Origin of the sequence: Neobacillus drentensis (genome assembly GCF_036965645.1) — a bacterium.
GTDB lineage: Bacteria > Bacillota > Bacilli > Bacillales > Cytobacillaceae > Neobacillus > Neobacillus drentensis_D.
On the sequence record NZ_JBALPZ010000186.1, the window covers coordinates 1 to 20,242 of the forward strand.

16 protein-coding genes and 2 pseudogenes are annotated in these 20,242 nt (G+C 37.9%); 3 read left to right on the plus strand and 15 right to left on the minus strand.

From position 1 onward, the window contains the following. Window positions 1-54: 54 nt before the first annotated feature. Window positions 55-1,533 (minus strand): annotated as a pseudogene (locus tag V7266_RS27005) (aldehyde dehydrogenase family protein). A 231-nt stretch (window positions 1,534-1,764) separates the two neighbouring features. On the opposite strand from V7266_RS27005, the gene V7266_RS27010 reads away from it, so the two are divergent. Then, entirely contained in the window at window positions 1,765-2,316 is a 552-nt protein-coding gene (locus V7266_RS27010; protein ID WP_335472307.1) for an NADPH-dependent FMN reductase, read from the plus strand. A gap of 78 nt (window positions 2,317-2,394) precedes the next feature. On the opposite strand, the gene V7266_RS27015 is transcribed toward V7266_RS27010, so the two are convergent. The 5 genes and pseudogenes from V7266_RS27015 to V7266_RS27035 all read right to left on the minus strand — a co-directional run bounded on the left by V7266_RS27015 (window position 2,395) and on the right by V7266_RS27035 (window position 4,847). Beyond that, window positions 2,395-2,766, minus strand: a complete 372-nt coding sequence (locus tag V7266_RS27015) for a hypothetical protein (protein ID WP_335472308.1) — start codon at window positions 2,764-2,766, stop codon at window positions 2,395-2,397. A gap of 204 nt (window positions 2,767-2,970) precedes the next feature. Beyond that, window positions 2,971-3,144 (minus strand): annotated as a pseudogene (locus V7266_RS27020) (DUF1259 domain-containing protein); the annotation flags it as partial. A gap of 104 nt (window positions 3,145-3,248) precedes the next feature. Then, window positions 3,249-4,088, minus strand: coding sequence for a DUF2935 domain-containing protein (locus V7266_RS27025; RefSeq protein ID WP_335472309.1), 840 nt, complete (start codon window positions 4,086-4,088; stop codon window positions 3,249-3,251). A 431-nt stretch (window positions 4,089-4,519) separates the two neighbouring features. Continuing rightward, window positions 4,520-4,699, minus strand: coding sequence for a hypothetical protein (locus tag V7266_RS27030; protein ID WP_335472310.1), 180 nt, complete (start codon window positions 4,697-4,699; stop codon window positions 4,520-4,522). Window positions 4,700-4,775: 76 nt separating this feature from the next. Further along, window positions 4,776-4,847 carry a YjcZ family sporulation protein gene (locus tag V7266_RS27035; RefSeq protein ID WP_197031452.1) on the minus strand — a complete coding sequence of 24 codons (72 nt, stop codon included), beginning with the start codon at window positions 4,845-4,847 and terminating at the stop codon, window positions 4,776-4,778. Between the two features lie 582 nt (window positions 4,848-5,429). Here V7266_RS27035 and lspA point away from each other — a divergent pair. After that, window positions 5,430-5,915, plus strand: coding sequence for a signal peptidase II (gene lspA / locus V7266_RS27040; protein WP_335472326.1), 486 nt, complete (start codon window positions 5,430-5,432; stop codon window positions 5,913-5,915). Window positions 5,916-6,327: 412 nt separating this feature from the next. Here the strand turns inward: lspA and V7266_RS27045 are convergent, their stop codons facing one another. The 9 genes from V7266_RS27045 to V7266_RS27085 all read right to left on the minus strand — a co-directional run bounded on the left by V7266_RS27045 (window position 6,328) and on the right by V7266_RS27085 (window position 18,981). After that, window positions 6,328-8,193, minus strand: a complete 1,866-nt coding sequence (locus V7266_RS27045; RefSeq protein ID WP_335472311.1) for an ABC transporter ATP-binding protein — start codon at window positions 8,191-8,193, stop codon at window positions 6,328-6,330. Beyond that, window positions 8,190-9,917: an ABC transporter ATP-binding protein gene (locus V7266_RS27050; RefSeq protein ID WP_335472312.1), complete on the minus strand. Its 1,728-nt coding sequence runs from the start codon at window positions 9,915-9,917 to the stop codon at window positions 8,190-8,192. Before V7266_RS27050 ends, V7266_RS27045 begins: the two co-directional genes overlap by 4 nt. 31 nt (window positions 9,918-9,948) lie before the next feature. Continuing rightward, window positions 9,949-10,398, minus strand: a complete 450-nt coding sequence (locus V7266_RS27055) for a MarR family winged helix-turn-helix transcriptional regulator (RefSeq protein ID WP_335472313.1) — start codon at window positions 10,396-10,398, stop codon at window positions 9,949-9,951. Between the two features lie 256 nt (window positions 10,399-10,654). Further along, entirely contained in the window at window positions 10,655-11,401 is a 747-nt protein-coding gene (locus V7266_RS27060) for a hypothetical protein (RefSeq protein ID WP_335472314.1), read from the minus strand. Window positions 11,402-11,502: 101 nt separating this feature from the next. After that, window positions 11,503-13,944, minus strand: coding sequence for a DNA topoisomerase IV subunit A (gene parC / locus V7266_RS27065; RefSeq protein WP_335472315.1), 2,442 nt, complete (start codon window positions 13,942-13,944; stop codon window positions 11,503-11,505). Beyond that, window positions 13,941-15,920 carry a DNA topoisomerase IV subunit B gene (parE, locus tag V7266_RS27070; protein ID WP_335472316.1) on the minus strand — a complete coding sequence of 660 codons (1,980 nt, stop codon included), beginning with the start codon at window positions 15,918-15,920 and terminating at the stop codon, window positions 13,941-13,943. The genes parC and parE overlap by 4 nt, the downstream gene beginning before the upstream one ends. Before the next feature lie 289 nt (window positions 15,921-16,209). After that, entirely contained in the window at window positions 16,210-16,623 is a 414-nt protein-coding gene (locus V7266_RS27075) for a CoA-binding protein (RefSeq protein WP_335472317.1), read from the minus strand. A gap of 107 nt (window positions 16,624-16,730) precedes the next feature. After that, window positions 16,731-17,663, minus strand: a complete 933-nt coding sequence (locus tag V7266_RS27080; RefSeq protein WP_335472318.1) for a sensor histidine kinase — start codon at window positions 17,661-17,663, stop codon at window positions 16,731-16,733. A 13-nt stretch (window positions 17,664-17,676) separates the two neighbouring features. Then, the gene (locus tag V7266_RS27085; RefSeq protein WP_335472319.1) at window positions 17,677-18,981 is read right to left on the minus strand and encodes a GGDEF domain-containing response regulator; all 1,305 of its coding nucleotides are present in this window, start codon (window positions 18,979-18,981) and stop codon (window positions 17,677-17,679) included. A 363-nt stretch (window positions 18,982-19,344) separates the two neighbouring features. Between V7266_RS27085 and plsY the strand changes: the two genes are divergently transcribed. Further along, complete coding sequence (plsY, locus tag V7266_RS27090; RefSeq protein ID WP_335472320.1) at window positions 19,345-19,944, plus strand: glycerol-3-phosphate 1-O-acyltransferase PlsY; 600 nt, start codon at window positions 19,345-19,347, stop codon at window positions 19,942-19,944. Window positions 19,945-20,242 lie beyond the last annotated feature (298 nt).

Genomic DNA, 20,242 nt, shown 5'->3' on the forward strand with positions numbered 1-20,242 from the left:
GCAAATGACCATAGTTAAAAAAAATTAACATGATTATATTTAGTTACATTATTTTCACTCTGGTATATATGGTAACTCAAGGTTTTTAGGAATATTAATTACATGTGTCTCCACATATGATTTCAGTCCTTCTTCTCCATACTCCCTTCCGACACCAGACTGCTTAACTCCGCCAAAAGGAAAACGGACATCAAGACCTTGTACAGCTGCTGAGTTAATCATAGTGGTTCCTGCTTCAATACGACGGGCTACTTTGATTGAATGCTCTTCCTCACCCCAAACCGAACTTGTTAATCCATATATGCTTTCATTATGCAATTGAATTACGTGTTCTTCGTTGTCGAAAGGCAGGATTGGAACAGTCGGTCCAAATTGTTCCTCAACCACAATCGGATCATGTGGATCGGAACCTACTACTAATGTCGGTTGAAGGAAATATCCATTATCCATTAACTCAGGATTAAGGATTGTTCCTAATTTAATAACCTCCGCACCCTTACTTCTTGCATCTTCAACAAGGCTTTTTACATAATCAACCTGATTCTTGTTATTAACAGGACCGACGGTCACATCTGGATTAAATGGATCACCAACCCGAATCCATTTATTTGCGGCCTCTATGTATTTTTCTACAAATGAATCATATATGGAGCGATGTACATAAACACGCTTTGCAATTATACAAATTTGTCCTGCCGTTAGAAAATTAGAAATCACCATTCTTCTCATGGCACGTTCATCATTGACATCGAAATCTTCTAGTACGATGGCAGCATCATTACCACCAAGTTCTAATGTCATCTTTTTAATCGTGTCTGAAGCAGCCTTCATAATACTTTTAGCTGTTTTTGTTCCGCCCGTAAATGCAATCTTAGCTACTTTAGGGTTGGATGTAAGTTCAACGCCTACTTCTGCGGCACCATGAACGAGATTTAGCACTCCTGGCGGAAATTCATTAGCTATGATTTCAATTACCCGACTTACCGCTAATGGAGCAAATGGACTAGGTTTCACTACCATTGTATTTCATGTAAAAAGTGCAGGTGCTATTTTAATGGTAGATAAAGAAATTGGATAATTCCAAGGGGTAATAGCTGAGACAACACCAATTGGATCAAATGTGATGATGGTTCTTCCATTTTCATGTTCCTTCTTCTGTGGTTCAATTACCTTCTTAACAGTATTACATGCATATTCCATCCACATAATGGAAATCGCAATTTCACCTTCAGAATCATATAACGCTTTTCCATGTTCCCTAGACAATAACTTTGAAATCACTGGTGTAGCATCCTTTAGTTTTTGAATAGCACGTTGCATTTTCTCAATACGATTATCGACATCACTCCATGCCCAGCTTTGAAACGCATTATAGGCTGAGTCTATTGCACGGACTGTATCTTCTTTTGTATTCAGGGGTGCATATCCTACAATCTCATCAGGATGGGTTGGATTTTCACGTGGAGAGTTTTTTTCGGTGACGACTTTTTCCCCATTGATGATGGCATGCACGGTTATTGGATCATTTGCCATATTAAATTCCTCCGACACATGTATTTTGGTTTTAACATATTTAGTTTAATTCTGGAGATTTGAGAATATACAGTTAAACTATTAATAAAATAAACCGAAATAAATAAGAGAGTTCTTTATTAGCAGAAAAATTGGATAACTATATTATTGGTTAACTTAATACTAAAGGTGGTACTTCCAGAGGGACTACTAAGTAAGTTATTTGGCCATAACAACGAGGAGGAAGAAACAATGACAAATGAAAATCTAAAAATAGGGATTATTTTAGGTAGTACACGCCAAGGAAGAGTTAGTCCTCAAGTGGGCGAATGGGTAAAAGGAATTGCCGATAAACGTGGGGATGCAGAATATGAAATTGTAGATATTGCAGATTTCAATTTACCATTTGCCTTCACAACCGCAGGAGATGAATCAGGATTAAAAGCGTGGTCCGAAAAGTTAGCTAGTTTAGATGGATTTGTTTTCATTGTCGCAGAATATAATCACAGTATTACAGGGGCATTAAAGAACGCATTAGATTCAGCCCGTGATGAATGGAATAATAAAGCGGCTGGTATCGTAAGTTACGGATCTACTGGTGGTGCTCGTGCCGCTGAGCATTTACGAGGCATATGCGGAGAATTACAGATTGCAGATGTAAGGGTCCATCCAACTCTATCCTTATTCACAGATTTCGAGAATGGAACTAATTTTAAACCACAAGATCTACATTTAAATAATGTTAATGCAATGCTTGACCAAGTGATCGCTTGGAGTGGTGCATTAAAAACTGTTAGAAAATAGATGAGGCCATACAAAATAATAAGGGGCCCAACTAAATTAGGTGGGTACCCCTTTTTATATCCTGATTTTAAAAACTAGTCATTTTGACTTGAACTTTTTAATAAATCGATTCATAGAAGGTGTAATTTCTTTAAATAATGGTTTATATTGTTTAGCTGTGGAAAAAAACATATCAACTGTTTCTATTAGCAATTCAAAATCCACATTGTTAAGATTATCTTCTCCCTTATTTAGAGTAGATTGAGTGCCAGTCCCAGGTGTTTTTCCCTTATAGCCAAAAATCCAATCGTCGAACCGATTTGTTGCCCTATTGAAAGATAAACGTTCTTTTTGTTCGGGCTTATCGCCTTTTTTGTATGTTTCTTTGTGCATACTGTTTCCAAACATTAACCTTAAAAACGGGTCATTTCCTTCAATCGGATCCTGCTCAAGTTTATTATCTTTCTCCACCAAGACATTCCTCTTCCCTTCTTTGTTCTTCTTTTAAATAAAATATGATTGGTTTTATATTAGGGTGTGGACACACTTATGAAATTGGACGCGGTAAAGGAAATACATAATAACAAGGACAGATAATGTTTATTCTCTTTATTGTTCCAAAAAAATAAGAACCATTTGTGATTATTTTAAGAAGTATCACAAATGGCATTCTCTTTAGAATAGTCCTGCTTCCCTTGCGGCAGCAATACTATTTCTAGCAAACTCTTCCGCAGACATGCCGGCATTCTCCAAATGGATATAAATTAAACGTGGATTTTCAAACAGCCAATGGTTATGAAAGGCCGTTACAATAAGGCCTCTTTTCCGTAATGCAGCAATAAATCGATTTAGTTCTCTTTGGTATTTTTATAATGCTACCGTGGCAGGTCGATGATTAAAAAGCCTAATTTCGGATGAAATTAGACTTTTATTTGCTTTTGCCGTTATCTAGGTTATCTGGTACCACCAGTAAGATGCGCGTCAAACATATCAATAATTTCAAGGAACCTATCAGCTTCCCGAAATACATGGTCTGCTAATAGAGGATGAATAATGCTCTTAATTTTACATTGCTCAATTAAATCACGTGCTGTTTTCTTGAAGTCCCTAAGAGATACTACCGACACGCGATTTTGATCCAGGAATTGATCTAGAAGAGGAACTGTTTGAGATTGTGGCTTCATAGATTCTAAGTCTCTTGCTTGATACAGTAATTGATCAAAGTCATTGCTGAAATTCCGTGCTAAATCAACTAATTTCCTTTCTGACGGATCAAGGAGATGACCAATAAATTTTGCATGGTCTGCCATAATCCTTAAGAAGAAGACATTTTCTTTAATAATGGCATCTGGAAGCGCTTGTAATTTTCCTTCATTTAATTCAATTAATCTTTTTCTAAAATAATTAGCTTCCCTACTTGTATGGTCAACTAATAATGGGAAATTATTTGCCCCCGGCAATTTGCATGTGAGAATTAGTCCTAATACTTTCCGTTTAAATACGAAAATATTAGTTGCAGCTTGTTGTACCTCTGAATTAAATCTTCTTATTTGTTCAGGGTCTGTTTGATTATTAAAGGAATGTGCAGTTTGTTCGATGTGTTCAAATAAGCGATAAAATTGATTAGCCTCTTGAATTAGTTGAGTATCTTCTGCTCTAAAACCCAATCGAAGAAATAAAGAATGTTCTTTCATGATCCTAGCCCAAAAACGAATTTCATTTAAGGAGCGCTCAACAAACAATCCAGATGTAACACCGGTATCAGCATGCAAAGGTGTATGATCCCCGTTCATTCTGTAACCTCCCCGAAATACTCCTTTTGCTATTCATATTTACATAGTCAGTTGAATATGCCTTAAAGCAAAAGTTCCGTTTTACTCTCGAAAATTATGAAATAAAGAGGACTATATTTTTGCTCTGCCTTTTAGTTATCTTTCCCCATATTAATCTAATAAAGATAAACTGCAACGTTAGCTCAAAAAAAGCTAAAATGAGCTCTAATCCTCAACTCATGCACCAGTCCCTCTTAGAATATCCTGCCAAGATAGCTGAATAAGGGATCTGTTTTATTAGAGGGTAATTGATCCAAATTGCGAAGTTTAGCATTACAAAGAGGGTACTAAATTCTTAGATACCCTCTTAATGGCGTTATTTTCACCTAGACAATCATTAGTATCCTACACGCATGAAGGATGTACCGACATTGATTAAAAGGATGATTTGTTTAAAACAATCCGCCTCTTCTTCTCTCAATCTCGATACGTCTTCTTCTTTCAATTTCGATTTCGATACGTCTTCTTCTTTCTATCTCAATTTCGATTTCAATACGTCTTCTTCTCTCTATCTCGATTTCGATTTCAATAGGGAGAAACCTTCTTCTAAAGCCGTCAGGAAAAAAAACCAAGTGTAATCATCCTCCTCCCGTTTCAGTCTAGACAAAGGAACAGATTAAAATCAAACTGCCCTTAGTTCCATACAATTTAGTAGCCCATAAAAGAAGTTCCGACAATGATAAGGAGAATGAACAATACCACGATTAATGTAAAAGACATACTTAATCCGTCACCCATGTATATCACCTCCAGCATATTGGGTTATCTAAGGAAAGAATATTTTCCTCTATTTATATATATTTCGTAGGACAAGTCTTGATTGGACTTCAATCATCATATTTCTACAAAATCCGCAATTCACTTAGCCCTAAAATAAAAAAGCGTCTGCAATTCTTGCAAACGCCTCGTGGAGGTAACATATCTATGATGCTTTCGGCAAAACTAGTCGCTACTTAAAGACCATTACTAGTCTTTAGTTAGAGACTAGTGAAAATTTTTCATGCATTATATGCAAAATATCTTATAATTTAGGCAATGTGATGGAATGTTTTGGACGGGTATTGATTTATTTGGAATTAATCCAAATAAAAAATCCCCTTAACATTTTAGGCATTAAGGATTGAAGTTTTAATTTAATGTAGTTTAATAGAAATATATATATATAAATCTAGACATGGGGTCTCTAGAAATTTTATTATTAATTTGAGCATTATTTAAAGCAAATAGTTTTTGATTTGTACTAATTAATCAATTACACTACACATTGTAGCGATTAGAATTTTTTCGTTAAGTATAACATCAATTTTCAGGAAGGAAGTCCTAATTTTGTACTATTTTTTTATTACTTTTGTTATTTTGATCGATCAATTATCAAAATTTTGGATTCGTACTCATATAAAAGTAGGAAGTTCTATTGAAGTCTGGAAAGGTGTTTTGAATCTTAGCCACATTGAAAATAGTGGAGCCGCATTTAGTTCTTTTCAAGGGTATGGACGTTACTTTGTGCCTATTGCTTTTTTTATGGTAATAATACTGATTAAATATCGTAACGATTTTAAAAATAGGAGGTTTCTAGTTGATTTAGGCACCGGCCTAATAATTGGAGGAGGAATCGGAAATGCGATCGATCGCATTTTATTTAATCAGGTTACGGATTTTATATCATTTCATTCAAACCATGGTATCCTAAACTTTGCAGATTATTTCATTCATTATGGTATGATTATTTTATTAATTGATTTGATTTTTAACCATTTAATAAATAAAAGAGCTCATAAAAAAACTTAGGGGGTTGTCCTTTATTGGACTCCCTCCTATTCTATATTCACTCTATCAAATGTTGAACAATAATCATTAAAATGCTCAAAAGTTGGAGTTCAGCCCAAAAATACTCTTACTTTTTTCATATCATTAGTCGATTATTAAATAACAAAGTTTAAATATTACGTTTTGGGTCTGTCCTTGCGCAGCGGCGTTACGCATTGTTTTTATTCCCTATTTTAAACCAATGTTCAAAGACCCAAGAGGTTAAATAATACTTTGTAAAAGGAATAGAACTTTGTAAAAAGCAAATAAAAACACTATTTACTTTATCTTAATCTCCGAATCCTTTAAATTCATTTCTAATTCCCTATTGTCTTCAACATTCTTCTAAAGCAGTAACAAAAAAAGCGCCTAGGATCACCCTAAGCGCCATATATCAACCTACATTTTTTTGACCGGCAAACTGACTATTATATAAATCAGCATAAAAGCCGCCTTTTTCTAATAATTCCTGGTGTGTACCTTTTTCAATCACCTTACCATTATTCATGACAAGGATTAAATCCGCGTTCCGGATGGTCGATAAACGGTGCGCAATCACAAAACTAGTACGCCCCTTCATTAAGTAATCCATTGCTTTCTGAATTTGTACTTCCGTTCGTGTGTCGACGCTGCTGGTAGCTTCGTCAAGAATTAGAATCGACGGATCAGCTAGAATCGCCCTCGCGATCGTGAGTAATTGTTTCTGGCCCTGTGAAATATTCGAGGCTTCTTCATTCAAGACCGTATCATAGCCTTCCGGAAGCGTACGGATAAAGTGGTCCGCATTTGCTGCCTTGGCGGCGGCGATCATTTCTGTCTCGGACGCCCCTTCTCTTCCGTAAGCAATATTATCACGTATTGTACTATTAAACAGCCATGTATCCTGAAGCACCATTCCAAACAAGCTTCTAAGTTTTTCTCTTTTTAAATTCCTTGTATCGATTCCATCAATTAAAATTCGACCAGAATTAAGTTCATAGAATCGCATTAATAAATTAATTAAAGTCGTTTTACCAGCTCCAGTAGGTCCTACAATTGCAACCTTTTGGCCTGATTTGACATCAATGTTCATATCTTCAATTAACAATTCATCGTTCTTATAACCAAAGGAAACCTGTTCAAAGCTTACATTTCCTTGAGGATTCTGAAGTTCTTTTGGTTGAACCGCTTCTGGAACCTCTTCTGTTTCATCTAGTATTTCGAACACACGTTCCGCACTGGCGATAGTTGACTGGATGACATTAGCAATTTGGGCCGTTTGGGCAATCGGCTGCGAGAATTGACGGGCATACTGGATAAAGGCCTGGATATCCCCGATTTCAATCGCCTTTTTTGTAACTAATAGACCTCCGGCAACAGATACAAGCACATAGCCGATATTATTAATGAACGACATTAGCGGCATAATCATTCCTGAAACAAACTGGGCTTTCCAGCCAGATTGATAGAGTTTTTCGTTGATTTCTTCAAATTGTTGGATGGATTTCTTTTCATGACCAAATACCTTTACTACTTTATGGCCCGTATACATTTCTTCTACGTGTCCGTTCAACTGACCTAGTGATTTTTGCTGCCCTTTAAAATATTGTTGTGACTTTTTCGCAATGTTAGCCGTTGCAATAAAGCTTAGCGGCAGGGTAACGATAACGATCAGGGTCATTAATGGACTGATTGAAAGCATCATCACGATTACACCAATTAGCGTAACAACAGAGGTAATCAGCTGTGTTAAACTTTGCTGAAGCGTTGTACTAATATTATCTACATCATTGACGGCCCTGCTTAGTATTTCACCATGGGTCTTAGAGTCAAAGTACTTTAACGGCAGCCGGTTCAGTTTTTCTTCCACTTCTTTTCGTAAATTATAGACGGTCTTTTGGGCCACCCCTGCCATGATAAAGCCTTGTAAATAGGCAAAAATAGCACTTATTATATAGAGACCAATTAGGAGTAATATAATTTGACCAATATAATCAAAATCGATTTTTGCACCGGGAACCCCCTTCAGTGTCATCATTAACCCTTCAAAAAGCTTTGTAGTGGCTTTACCCATAATTTTCGGGCTGACAATTGAAAAGACGGTACTAATAATGGCTGTGAGTAGGACGGAAAAAAGTTGCAATTTATAAGGCTTTAAATAGACTATGAGTCTTTTAAGAGTTCCTTTAAAGTCTTTGGCTTTTTGGACAGGCATGCCGATTCCACGAGGCCCGAAACCTCCGCCTGGACCTGGTCTTTGATTTTTAGAATCTGTACTCATGCAATTTCCTCCTCTGACAGCTGTGACATCACAATTTCACGATAGACGGAACTTGATTCCATAAGCTCCCTATGAGACCCAATTCCGGAAATTTTTCCATCGTCCAAAACGATAATTCTGTCGGCATCTATGATCGTACTTACCCGTTGTGCCACTATCAACACAGTAGAATCAAGGGTTTCTTGTTTAAGCGCTTCACGAAGCTTTGCATCTGTTTTAAAATCTAAAGCTGAGAAACTATCATCGAAAATATAGATTTCTGGTTTTCTGACAAGGGCACGTGCAATCGATAGACGCTGTTTTTGACCGCCAGAAACATTTGTTCCCCCCTGTGCAATAATGGAGTCGAAACCATCCGGCATCGATGAAATAAACTCATTGGCCTGTGCGATTTCCGCTGCATGAAATACTTCTTCTTCAGATGCATCTTCTTTCCCATAGCGGATATTTTCAGCAATTGTTCCAGTAAACAAGACAGCCTGCTGTGGAACAAAACCAATTTTTTGACGAAGCTGTTCTTGTGTCATTTGGCGGACATCCACCCCGTCTACCAGTACTTGACCACTGTCCACATCATAGAACCGTGGGATCAAATTAATAAGGGTTGATTTACCTGAACCCGTTCCGCCAATAATGGCAGTGACTTCGCCAGGATGCATGGAAAAAGAAATGTTCGTGATCGCAGGCATTTCAGCACCCGGATAACTGAAGGTAACATCTCTAAATTCAACATGGCCTTTTTCGTCTTCTTTGGATGGAGCAGTTGCTGGGTCCTTTATGTCGGCCACTGTCTCAAGTACTTCATTAATCCTGACAGCTGAGACTGAAGCTCTTGGAATCATCACAAACATCATCGATAACATAATAAACGAGAACATGATTTGCATGGCATATTGGATAAATGCCATCATATCTCCAACTTCCATATGTCCATTGCTGATCCGGTGGCCGCCAAACCAAATAATGGCAACGGTGGTAAGGTTCAAGACCACCATCATAATCGGCATCATTGCCGCCATAATTTTATTGACCTTAATGGCGGTTTGCGTTAAATCCCAATTCGCTTCATCAAATCGTTTTTTCTCGTGCTCAACCCGGTTAAAAGAACGAATAACACGTATTCCGGTTAAATTCTCTCGTAAAACACGATTGAGTTTATCCAATTTTACTTGCATGGCTTTAAACAAAGGAATCCCCCTTCTAGCAATCACCACAATCGCTACAATCAAAATGGGAATCGCAACCGCAAGCACCAAAGTTAATTTGGCATCTTTTGAATACGCCATGATAATACCACCTATACACATCATGGGTGCAGCCGCCATCATTCTTAGCATCATAATCATTACTTGCTGTATCTGCGTAATATCGTTCGTTGTTCTCGTAATAAGCGAGGCTGTACCTAGCTTATCGAACTCACTTAAGGAAAAATTTCCAACATGGGAAAAGATTCTGCTCCGTAATTGCCTCCCGAAACCAGAAGCAGCCTTTGCTGAGAAAAAGCTGGCTGCAATCGAACAAATCATTCCTCCGGCTGCCACCAGTAGCATGTAGCCGCCAATTTTCCAGATATAATGGGTGTCACCAGTGACGACTCCTTTATCAACGATATCAGACATAAGGGTTGGTAAATACAACTCTGATAAGGATTGCAAAAGAACAAGAACAAGGACAGTGTAAATCGGAATTTGAAATGGTTTAAGATATTTACTTAATTTTAACAAGATGAACCCTCTCCAGTTTCTATGTTAAATTTTATTGGTGATCCAATTGTTTGAAATATTCATGGACCTTAAAAAGTAGTTCAGCTAGCTGATCGCTTTCTTTTTCTCCTAGGTAATCCACTAAACCTAAAAATGTTTCAGTGAATTTCTTTCTGGCACGTTCTGTTGCTTTTAATCCTTCCTCCGTCAGACTAATCTTTACAGCCCGACGGTCTTCTGGATTGATGGTTCGCTCAATATAACCAGCCTTTTCTAGAACATTGATGATTTGTGTTACGGTTGGCGGGGTCACTCTCAATTTCTGACTAATTTCTGAAACCTTCATCTCACTATTGTTTTCATTTGCGCGTTGAATTAGGAACAGCACTCTAAATTCACTTGGGTTAAAACCGGCTATTTTCTTTTCATTCCTTCCAGCTTTCCGGAATTGTTGAAAAGCTTTTATTAGCTTCTGGGCTGTCTCACTCTCATAATCAGCCATTTATTTATCTCACCTCTTTTTATTAACCAACCTAATAGTTAGGTAACTTAAATATTTATAGACCTAAGTATATTCTGCTTTATTATTTTCGTCAATTATTAATAAAAGCTATTTATTGCCGATATTATTGTTTTTTCTAAACGTCCATCACCCCATATATCTAGAAGCTTCGTGGCAACTTTTACTTGGAGAAATGACCTAATAAAAAAACACAGAAGATCTCTCCTGTGTTTTGAATATCAGTTCAGACAACGAATTATGATGGCTTAACATCTGCTTTAAAAAGCTTCCAACCACGATCATAATACCAAATAGATTCAACATAGGCGATTGTATCTGCATTTGCGATTCCTGTCACCGTTTGCTGCCCCTTTAATCCAACTCTTTGCCCATCGATTTGAACCGGTTTCAGGTTATTGTAGGTGTTTACCGTTAATTCCATAGGCTCATTTAGTTTTCCTCGATAGTAAAAACCAATTTTTTTATAATATCCTTTCCGTTCTTTTAAATCAAACAGATAAGTTTTACCTGTGTCTGCCAATTTTATTTCCGCCTTGTACCCATTTTTAAACTTTGCATCCATCTCTAGCGGTTCAGGAACCGTTAACTCGGTTCGGACAAAGTTTTTTAAGGTAAACAAATAGCTTTTAACAGTACCCTCAGTATCGCTAGATAATACATTAGCAAATATATCCTTCAACCCATCATGGTTTAAATCGACCATTTGCAGTGATGCTTTAGTACCACTTTCTAAAGGGAGGCTGTATGTTCTCCCATTGGAGGCCGATATTTCGAGATAAATACTTTGTAAATAGTCCTTTTCATCTTGATCAGGTACGCCCTTTAGGTAGATAGTCTCGTTTTGTCCATCACCAGTCAAGTCTGCTTCCTGTTTAGATATAGTGACCGTCTTGTTTTTTTCTTCAATTGCGTATACACCGGTTATGGTTGATAGCGATATAAGAAAAAACGAAATGATTACTAGGAGCATCTCTTTTTTCATCCAGTTCCCCTCCACATGCTTTTGTTTTACTTATTATGTCCAATTCTGCCAAAAAAATGAAAAGAACCCCCTAATTTCCTAGGAGGTTCTTAAAATGTAATTTATTCAGATAATGGTTCGACAGCAGCTTCTACTTTCCAAATGTTTGCTACTTTGCCGTTTTCATCCTCATCAAGGATAAATGAGCCGTTAGAATAACGATCACTAAAGCTAATATCCGCTGTTTTTAGGGTTTCGGTGTAGCCTTTCTCTGTCTCAATGATGATTAAATCTTGTTCATTTGCGACGACATAGCCTGCAATCCGATGCGGTTTTGCTTTAAGTTCCCTTAGAATGACGACACCACGCTTCGCACGAGTTGTTTTTTCAAACTCTTTTATTTTCATGCGTTTTAAGGCGCCGCGCTGGGTAGCTACGACAATGGATTCATTGCTGTCTGGAGAAATCAGCTTTCCACCAATGACGATATCATCTTCTTTTAAGTTAATGCCTTTTACACCCGCAGCACGCTGTCCGACGATACTGATCTCTTCCTCATGGAACCATAAAGCATATCCCAAGTTGGTGACTAAGAAGAGCTCTTTTGAGCCATCGGTTAGATGAACATCCACAACCTGGTCGTCATCTTTAAGATTTACGGCAACAAGTGGTTTAGAATAGCGCTGGGCTTTGTAGGCTTTCAGCTCAGTCTTCTTAACCATACCATTTCTCGTTACAAAAACAAGATAAGCATCTATCTCAAAGTCTTTAACGGAAATGGCGTGAATAATCTCTTCATCACGGTCAATTGGAATAATGTTGGCTACATGCTGGCCCAGATCCTTCCAACGTATATCTGGCAGCTCGTGAACAGGGCAGAACAAGTAATTCCCCTTATTGGTAAAGAGTAATAATACATCTTTTGTATTCACATCTAATTGGGCAAGGAGACGGTCGGATTCCTTCATTGCCAAATCCTGCCCGCCGGATGCCGCAAAAGAGCGCTGACTTGTCCGTTTGACGTAACCTTCTTTAGTCACTGTGACAATGACATCTTCGCTTGGAACGGTGACATCAAGGTTGATTTTAATTTCTTCAATTTCCGCTTCAATCTTAGAACGGCGCTCATCAACAAAACGTTTTTTCACGTCTTTGAGCTCTTTTTTAATGACAGATAATAACTTTTTCTCACTAGCTAAGATGCTAGTAAGCTCTTCCACTTTTTTGGCTAACTCTTCTGCTTCCTGACGTAAAGCAGTGATGTCAGTATTTGTTAAACGATAGAGCTGCAAAGAAACAATGGCTTCTGCCTGTATTTCTGTAAAAGCAAATTTCGCAATTAAGTTATCCTTTGCATCCCGCTTGTCCTTAGATGCACGGATGGTGGCAATGACTTCATCAAGAATCGATAAAGCCTTCATTAAACCTTCAACAATATGCTGGCGTTCCTTCGCTTTAGTAAGGTCATATTGAGTACGTCTTGTCACCACTTCTTTTTGATGCTCAATATAAGCATCGAGTAACTCACGAATCCCCATCAGTTTCGGACGCTTATTATGGATTGCGACCATATTAAAATTATAGGTTACTTGAAGGTCACTATTTTTATATAAGTAGTTCAAGACACCTTCTGCATGGGCATCCTTTTTTAATTCAATCACGATTCTGAGACCAGTCCGGTCGGTTTCATCACGGACCTCTGACATTCCTTCGACTTTCCGGTCAATTCGAAACTCATCCATCTTCTTGACAAGATTGGCTTTATTAATTTCGTAAGGAATCTCCGTAATCACGATTTGCTGCTTACCGCCGCGAACCTCTTCAATTTCAGCTTTTCCGCGGACAATGATTTTCCCTTTACCAGTTTCATAGGCTTTTTTAATGCCTTCGATGCCTTGAATGATCCCGCCAGTTGGAAAATCTGGTCCTTTAATTACAGTCATGAGTTCGTCTATCGTTGTATCCGGTTGATCCATTCTCAAAATGACGCCATCAATAATTTCACCTAAATGGTGTGGAGGAATATCGGTGGCATACCCGGCTGATATTCCGGTGGAACCATTTACGAGTAAGTTTGGAAACATGGCAGGTAAAACAGTCGGTTCCTTAGATGTATCATCAAAGTTTGGAATAAATTCGACTGTATTTTTTTCAATATCCCTTAAGAGTTCAGCGGCAATCGCCGAAAGCCGTGCTTCTGTATAACGCATCGCTGCCGGCGGGTCACCATCGACACTACCATTATTCCCATGCATTTGAACAAGCACATTCCGAACCTTCCAGTCCTGGCTCAAACGCACCATGGCTTCGTATACAGAAGAATCACCATGCGGGTGATAGTTACCAATAACATTACCGACTGTCTTGGCCGATTTACGAAAACCTTTATCAAATGTATTGCCTTCTACATGCATAGCATATAGGATACGCCGCTGTACAGGCTTTAATCCGTCCCGAGCATCTGGCAGGGCCCGTTCTTGGATAATATATTTACTATATCGGCCAAAACGATCACCGATTACATCTTCTAGAGGTAAGTCCCGAAATTTTTCAAGTGCACTCATCCTTCAGTAACCTCCTCAGAGACAGTAATATTTTCATTTTCTAAAATCGTATCATCTTCTTCTAAACCAAATGCTACATTACTTTCAATCCATTTACGTCTTGGTTCTACTTTATCACCCATTAGCGTAGTAACACGTCGCTCCGCTCTGGCGATATCATCAATCTTAACGCGGATTAATGTCCGTGTCTCTGGATCCATTGTGGTATCCCATAGCTGGTCTGCATTCATTTCACCAAGACCTTTGTAACGCTGGATGATATAGCCTCTGCCGACTTTTTTAATGGCTCCTTGAAGCTCATCCTCGTTCCATGCATATTCGATGATTTCTTTTTTCCCTGAACCCTTACTTACTTTATATAAAGGCGGAAGGGCAATAAATACCTTACCTGCTTCCACAAGCGGCTTCATATAACGATAAAAGAAGGTTAGCAACAGGACTTGGATATGAGCACCGTCTGTATCAGCATCTGTCATTATGACAATTTTGTCATAATTGATGTCTTCGACTGTAAAGTCAGCACCAACGCCGCCGCCGATCGCATGGATAATCGTATTGATCTCTTCGTTTTTAAAGATATCCGAGAGTTTTGCTTTCTCTGTATTGATTACTTTACCACGGAGTGGAAGGACTGCTTGGAAACGCCGGTCGCGTCCTTGTTTGGCAGAACCTCCTGCAGAATCACCCTCTACAAGATATAGTTCATTCTTTTGCGGATTCCGTGATTGTGCTGGTGTCAGCTTTCCAGAAAGGACGGTCTCTCCTCGTTTTTTCTTTTTACCGCTTCGTGCATCCTCACGGGCTTTTCTTGCTGCTTCGCGGGCCTGAAAGGCTTTAATCGATTTTTTAATTAATAAAGAACTGATATCAGGATTTTCTTCTAGGAAATAGGAGAGATGTTCCGAAACAACGGAATCAACAGATGATCTTGCTTCACTTGTTCCGAGTTTTCCTTTCGTCTGTCCTTCAAATTGAAGCAGTTCTTCCGGGATTCTAACGGAAATAACGGCCGATAATCCTTCACGAATATCGTTACCATCTAAGTTTTTGTCCTTTTCCTTAAGAAAGGCAACCTTTCGGGCATAGTCGTTGAATACCCTTGTCATCGCTGTTTTAGCGCCGGCTTCATGTGTACCGCCATCTCTTGTCCTGACGTTATTAACAAAGGATAAGACATTTTCAGAATAGCCATCATTGAATTGAAATGAGAATTCGACTTCGATCCCATGATGCTGGCCTTCGAAGCTGACAACCGGATGAAGCGTTTCTTTGTCCTCGTTGAGGTATTCAACAAAAGCCTCAATTCCATTTTCATAGTGAAATACTTCATGAATATCATTACGCTCATCTATAATTTCAATTTTTAATGCTTTTAACAAGAAAGCAGATTCTCTTAACCGTTCAGATAGCGTCTCAAGATTATAGGTCGTAGTCGAAAAAATGGCCGGGTCAGGCTTGAAATGAATCGTTGTTCCCGTTTGATTGGTTTTGCCGATTTTTTCGAGTGTTGTGACCGGTTTACCGCCATCTTCAAACCGCTGTTCATAGACGAAGCCATCTCGTTTAATTGTTACGATTAACCATTCAGATAATGCATTTACGACCGAAGCACCAACTCCGTGCAATCCACCACTGGTTTTGTAGCCGCCTTGGCCAAATTTCCCCCCGGCATGGAGCACAGTTAAAATAACCTCAGGTGTTGGTTTTCCCATTTTATGCATACCTGTAGGCATTCCTCTTCCTTTATCCATTACACTTATGGAATTATCTTTGTGTATTTTTACAATGATTTGATCTCCGAATCCGCCTAGTGCTTCATCGACAGAGTTATCAACGATCTCATAAACAAGATGATGAAGACCGCGTGAATCTGTGCTGCCAATGTACATTCCAGGTCGTTTTCTAACTGCCTCAAGACCTTCTAGTACTTGGATGGCATCATCATTGTAATCAAAAGCTTGCTGATTTCTTGCCACTAAAATACCCCTTTCATACCTAAAAAACATAAATGGCGTTCTCCGCCATTTTTAAAAGTGAATTAGTAAAACATTCGTTTAAAAGAGTTCATTTTCCTTTAAATTTATCCAATAGAACTAATGTTTGCCACATTTATTTTAACACATCTTCTTGCGGCGTCTATGCTTTATTGTAGCGATTTATTTCGATTTGGCAAATACGTATTTAAAAACAACATATTTCTGTAAAATAATTTTTGCGGTTTTTAAGGGTTAAAAAAGAAAAAAACTGCTAAAAAATAGCAGCTCTTTATCTTGTCATTGCATATTCAATTTTAATACAGCGATCCATAATTACCGTATATCCTTTTTCTTTTAAGAATTGGTAGGCTGCTTCGTTTGCAAGGCCGAGTTGGGCCCAATAGACGTCTGCATCAATCTCGTCAAATTCTTTCGCAACATCGAACAATTGTTCGGATCTCCGGAATACGTTGACAATATCTACATGTCCCTCTATATCTTTTAAAGAGGCTACAGCTTTTACGCCTAGAACTGTGTCGACTGCAGGATTCACTGGAATGATTTCATAACCTGCATTTTGCATGACTTCTGAAACTTGGTAGGATGCCTTAGCAGGATTATCACTTAAACCTACGACAGCAATTCTTTTTGCTTTTTTTAAAATAGCGGCGACTTCCTCACGACTAGGATTTTCAATGGCCATCTTTACCACTCCTTGGAATTATTATCTTTATTTTACCTCTTTTGAAAATAAAAACCAAAAGAAAACGTTTAAAAAAATGAAAGCTCCCAATTAATTAGGAGCTTTCATTAAGAAACAGAGACCATTTCTGGTTTTACCGCTTGGATTACTTTTGGCACAGTAAGGCAGAAACGAGCACCATTCTCAAAGTTATCAACCGTAACAAACCCATTCATATTTTCAAGAATCATCTTGGTCATATAAAGACCTAAACCTGTTCCATGCGGCCTCGTGGTAAAGTAGGGATCAAAAACTTTGTCGAGGAGAGCAGCATCTATACCCCCGGCATTATCTGTGAACTCCGCTGTGATAAATTCTTTTGTTTCACTTAATAGAATCTTTATTTTTCGATTCTTGATATTTTTTTGAACAAAAGCATCGCGGGAATTGGTTAAAATATTCAGCACCACTTGACTATATTCGTTTGGAAATCCATATGCCATTAACTCTCCCCGGTATTCAAACTCCATCTCAATTCCATAATATTTAAGACTAGAAGAAAAAATGGACAGGGCGTCTTCAATGGAACTTCCAATGGAAAAAGGGGTTTTTTCATTATTCGATTTATAGAACTTCCGAAAATCATTAATGGTCCTGGACATATGTTTGATCTGAATCATACTTTCCTTGGTGAAAGAATCAATATAAATTTCATCAAGCTGACCAAACTCAAACTCCTCCCGTACATCTTGGATGATAAGGGATAAGCTATTCAAGGGCTGTCTCCATTGATGCCCTATACTGGCTAACATTTCCCCCATTGCAGCAAGTCTGGAATGTTGAATAAGGAGATGATCTTTTTGTCTGTTTTTTTCTACTTCTTCTTGAATCTTTTCTTCAAGATTTCGATTAATGGCTTCGTACTTTTCCGCTAAATCTCGATTTCTTCGTTCACTTTCTTTTAACTTCTTCATTAGTACACGACTCTTAAAAACATATAAACATATAGTCAAAATGATATAACCAACCACTAAGGATAAGGTGATATATAGATAGAGCATAGTTCCTACCTCCTTATTCTACTTGGGTGTATAATGTGACACTGTTTCGTCCATTATTTTTTGATATAGCAAGGGCCTGTTCGGACTCTGCCAGCAATTCATTTTTTGTTTTTCCCGGAGCAAATTCGGCAACCCCAAAGCTGCAGGTAACTTGGCCAATATTAAGAAAATGATATTGTTCTATAATCGATCGAATGGATTCAGCAAGTAATAATGATGGATTCCCATCTGTTTCAGGAACAAGCAGGATGAATTCCTCTCCTCCCCAACGGGCAAACATATCGCACTCGCGAATCCGCTGCTGAACAATGGTAGAAACAGTGATTAATACCTTATCTCCTGCTGTTGGACCATACTTATTGTTCAGAGTCTGGAAGAAATCTATATCCATTAAAATAAGCGAAAAGGACCGATCAAAACGTTCGGCACGTCTCATTTCACTAGCTAAAATCTCTTTGAATTTTTGTCGGGTATAACTGCTTGTTAGTGGGTCTAACATGGCTAAATGATCCTTATCCCGGCTTTCTTTCTCTAAACCTGTTATATCTGTCAGAACAAATAATATTTGTTTTGTAACCGGGATGGGTCCCGCTTTCATCACATAATTATAATCGTTTCCTAGAGGTCCTTTAAAGCGAACTTTTGCTACATTTTTACCTGAGGCAAAGAATTCTTCTATCCAGCGCCCTTTATCTTTGGGATAAAAATAGTGAGGATCCTCGACAAAAAAACTCGAGAGAAACTGGCTTTGATAGTTAGAGGGATTATTTTTATGAATGCCAATTCCCGTTACATTGCTAAAGGCTTGATTCCATTCAACAATCTCTCCATTTTCAATGACAAAGATGAGATTATCCTGAAAATCAAGAATAGTACGAGTTAAATTCTTTTGTTTTTCAAGTTCTTTTTCTAACTGAATTTGGTAAACTGATTTTTGGATTGCTTGTAACAGCAAATCCAAATCAATCGGTTTTAAAATAAAATGATTAACATTGTTTTCAATTGATTGTACAAAAAAATCATTATCATCATGGGCGGTGGTAACAATAACTTGCACCTTATCGTTTTGTGCACGGATTTTTTTAATCATCTCTAAACCGCTCATTTGATTCATTTTTATATCCGCAATAATTAAATCAGGTTTATATGTTTGATAGAGTTGAAATCCTTCTAAACCATCAATTGCAACATGAATGTGGGCAAATCGGCGATTTAAAACCCGCAGTAGTTTTTCGCGGGAAAATTTCTCATCTTCTACATATAAGACTTTTATATCCGGGTATTGGTATTTAAGATATTGCAAAACACTTCTTGCCATGAGATATCACCTCTTTCATAAGTTAGGATTAAAAGTATATTAAAAACCGATCTTTTACCTTTTGGATGCAGCCGGTTCTTTTGTTACTAATTAGATTTTTCTTAATTATAGGTTCACCTCTCCCTGCATTCAAACGATTTCTCAACCGTTTCTAAAATCTCCATAGATTTGTAATAAAATTGACTATAATTGTCCTTACTTTAGACTTAATAACCAAATTTCACTAAGAAAAGTGGGTTTTATGAATGATTTTCACCCACTTTTCTTACCTCTCTTTTAAGTAATTAGGAAAGGAATAGTGCTTTTTCACAAATCCATGGTAAAATAGAGGGACTGGATCTTTTATTGAAGGGGAAATTATGAATGGTTCAAATTATCTTGGTCTTAATCCTTGCCTATTTACTTGGCTCCATTCCATCGGGGCTAATAGTAGGAAAGGTATTTTACAAAACGGATATCCGTGAACATGGTAGTGGAAATTTAGGTGGTACGAACACGTTTCGAACACTTGGGGTGAAAGCAGGCTTAGCGGTAACTATTGCTGATATCCTGAAAGGCACATTAGCAGCTGCGCTGCCTTTGATCTTCCATCTTAATATAAATCCATTATTGGCTGGGATATTTGCGATTTTGGGACATACCTATCCAATATTTGCGGGATTTCGGGGTGGAAAAGCAGTTGCGACGTCGGGCGGGGTCGTCTTATTAGCAGCCCCTTATATGTTTTTGACGGTTATAGTGGTATTTTTTATAAGTTTATACATAACCAAATATGTATCCTTATCTTCCATGATTGCCGGTATTACAGCTGTGTTGTATGCGGTCATTTCAGGATTCGTCTATAATTGGGACATCCCTTTAGTAATAGTGGTATTTTTGATTGCCTCATTTGTAATTTACCGCCACAGGGCTAATATTAAAAGAATTGTTAATAAAACAGAACCAAAAATTAAATGGCTATAAAGGGACACTGAGTCTCTTTATAGCCATTTTTTACATACGCAGTAATTGAAACCGTTTGTGCCCTAGTACATCTGGTACATAATCCAGTTTCGTATGGTTAAAGTACACCATATCTTTTTCATGGATAATGACGGTAAGATCGCCAAATTGATAAGTACGATCTCCCTCAATCTTCCGCTCTTCCAGAGACAGATTTAATTTAGGTCCGCCTCAGCCAATCCCCATTGTTAAACGAAGGAAAAGCTGCTCATCATCTGAAATCTTTTCTTGATTAACGATTCCTAATAATTGAAGGTAA

What these genes read in the sequence shown, in the direction of transcription:
- V7266_RS27085 (WP_335472319.1), bottom strand. Translation starts at nt 18,981, where the DNA reads ATGGCAAGAAGTGTTTTGCAATATCTTAAATACCAATACCCGGATATA.
- V7266_RS27025 (WP_335472309.1), bottom strand. Translation starts at nt 4,088, where the DNA reads ATGAACGGGGATCATACACCTTTGCATGCTGATACCGGTGTTACATCT.
- V7266_RS27055 (WP_335472313.1), bottom strand. Translation starts at nt 10,398, where the DNA reads ATGGCTGATTATGAGAGTGAGACAGCCCAGAAGCTAATAAAAGCTTTT.
- V7266_RS27045 (WP_335472311.1), bottom strand. Translation starts at nt 8,193, where the DNA reads ATGAGTACAGATTCTAAAAATCAAAGACCAGGTCCAGGCGGAGGTTTC.
- plsY (WP_335472320.1), top strand. Translation starts at nt 19,345, where the DNA reads ATGGTTCAAATTATCTTGGTCTTAATCCTTGCCTATTTACTTGGCTCC.
- V7266_RS27010 (WP_335472307.1), top strand. Translation starts at nt 1,765, where the DNA reads ATGACAAATGAAAATCTAAAAATAGGGATTATTTTAGGTAGTACACGC.
- parC (WP_335472315.1), bottom strand. Translation starts at nt 13,944, where the DNA reads ATGAGTGCACTTGAAAAATTTCGGGACTTACCTCTAGAAGATGTAATC.
- V7266_RS27080 (WP_335472318.1), bottom strand. Translation starts at nt 17,663, where the DNA reads ATGCTCTATCTATATATCACCTTATCCTTAGTGGTTGGTTATATCATT.
- V7266_RS27075 (WP_335472317.1), bottom strand. Translation starts at nt 16,623, where the DNA reads ATGGCCATTGAAAATCCTAGTCGTGAGGAAGTCGCCGCTATTTTAAAA.
- V7266_RS27060 (WP_335472314.1), bottom strand. Translation starts at nt 11,401, where the DNA reads ATGAAAAAAGAGATGCTCCTAGTAATCATTTCGTTTTTTCTTATATCG.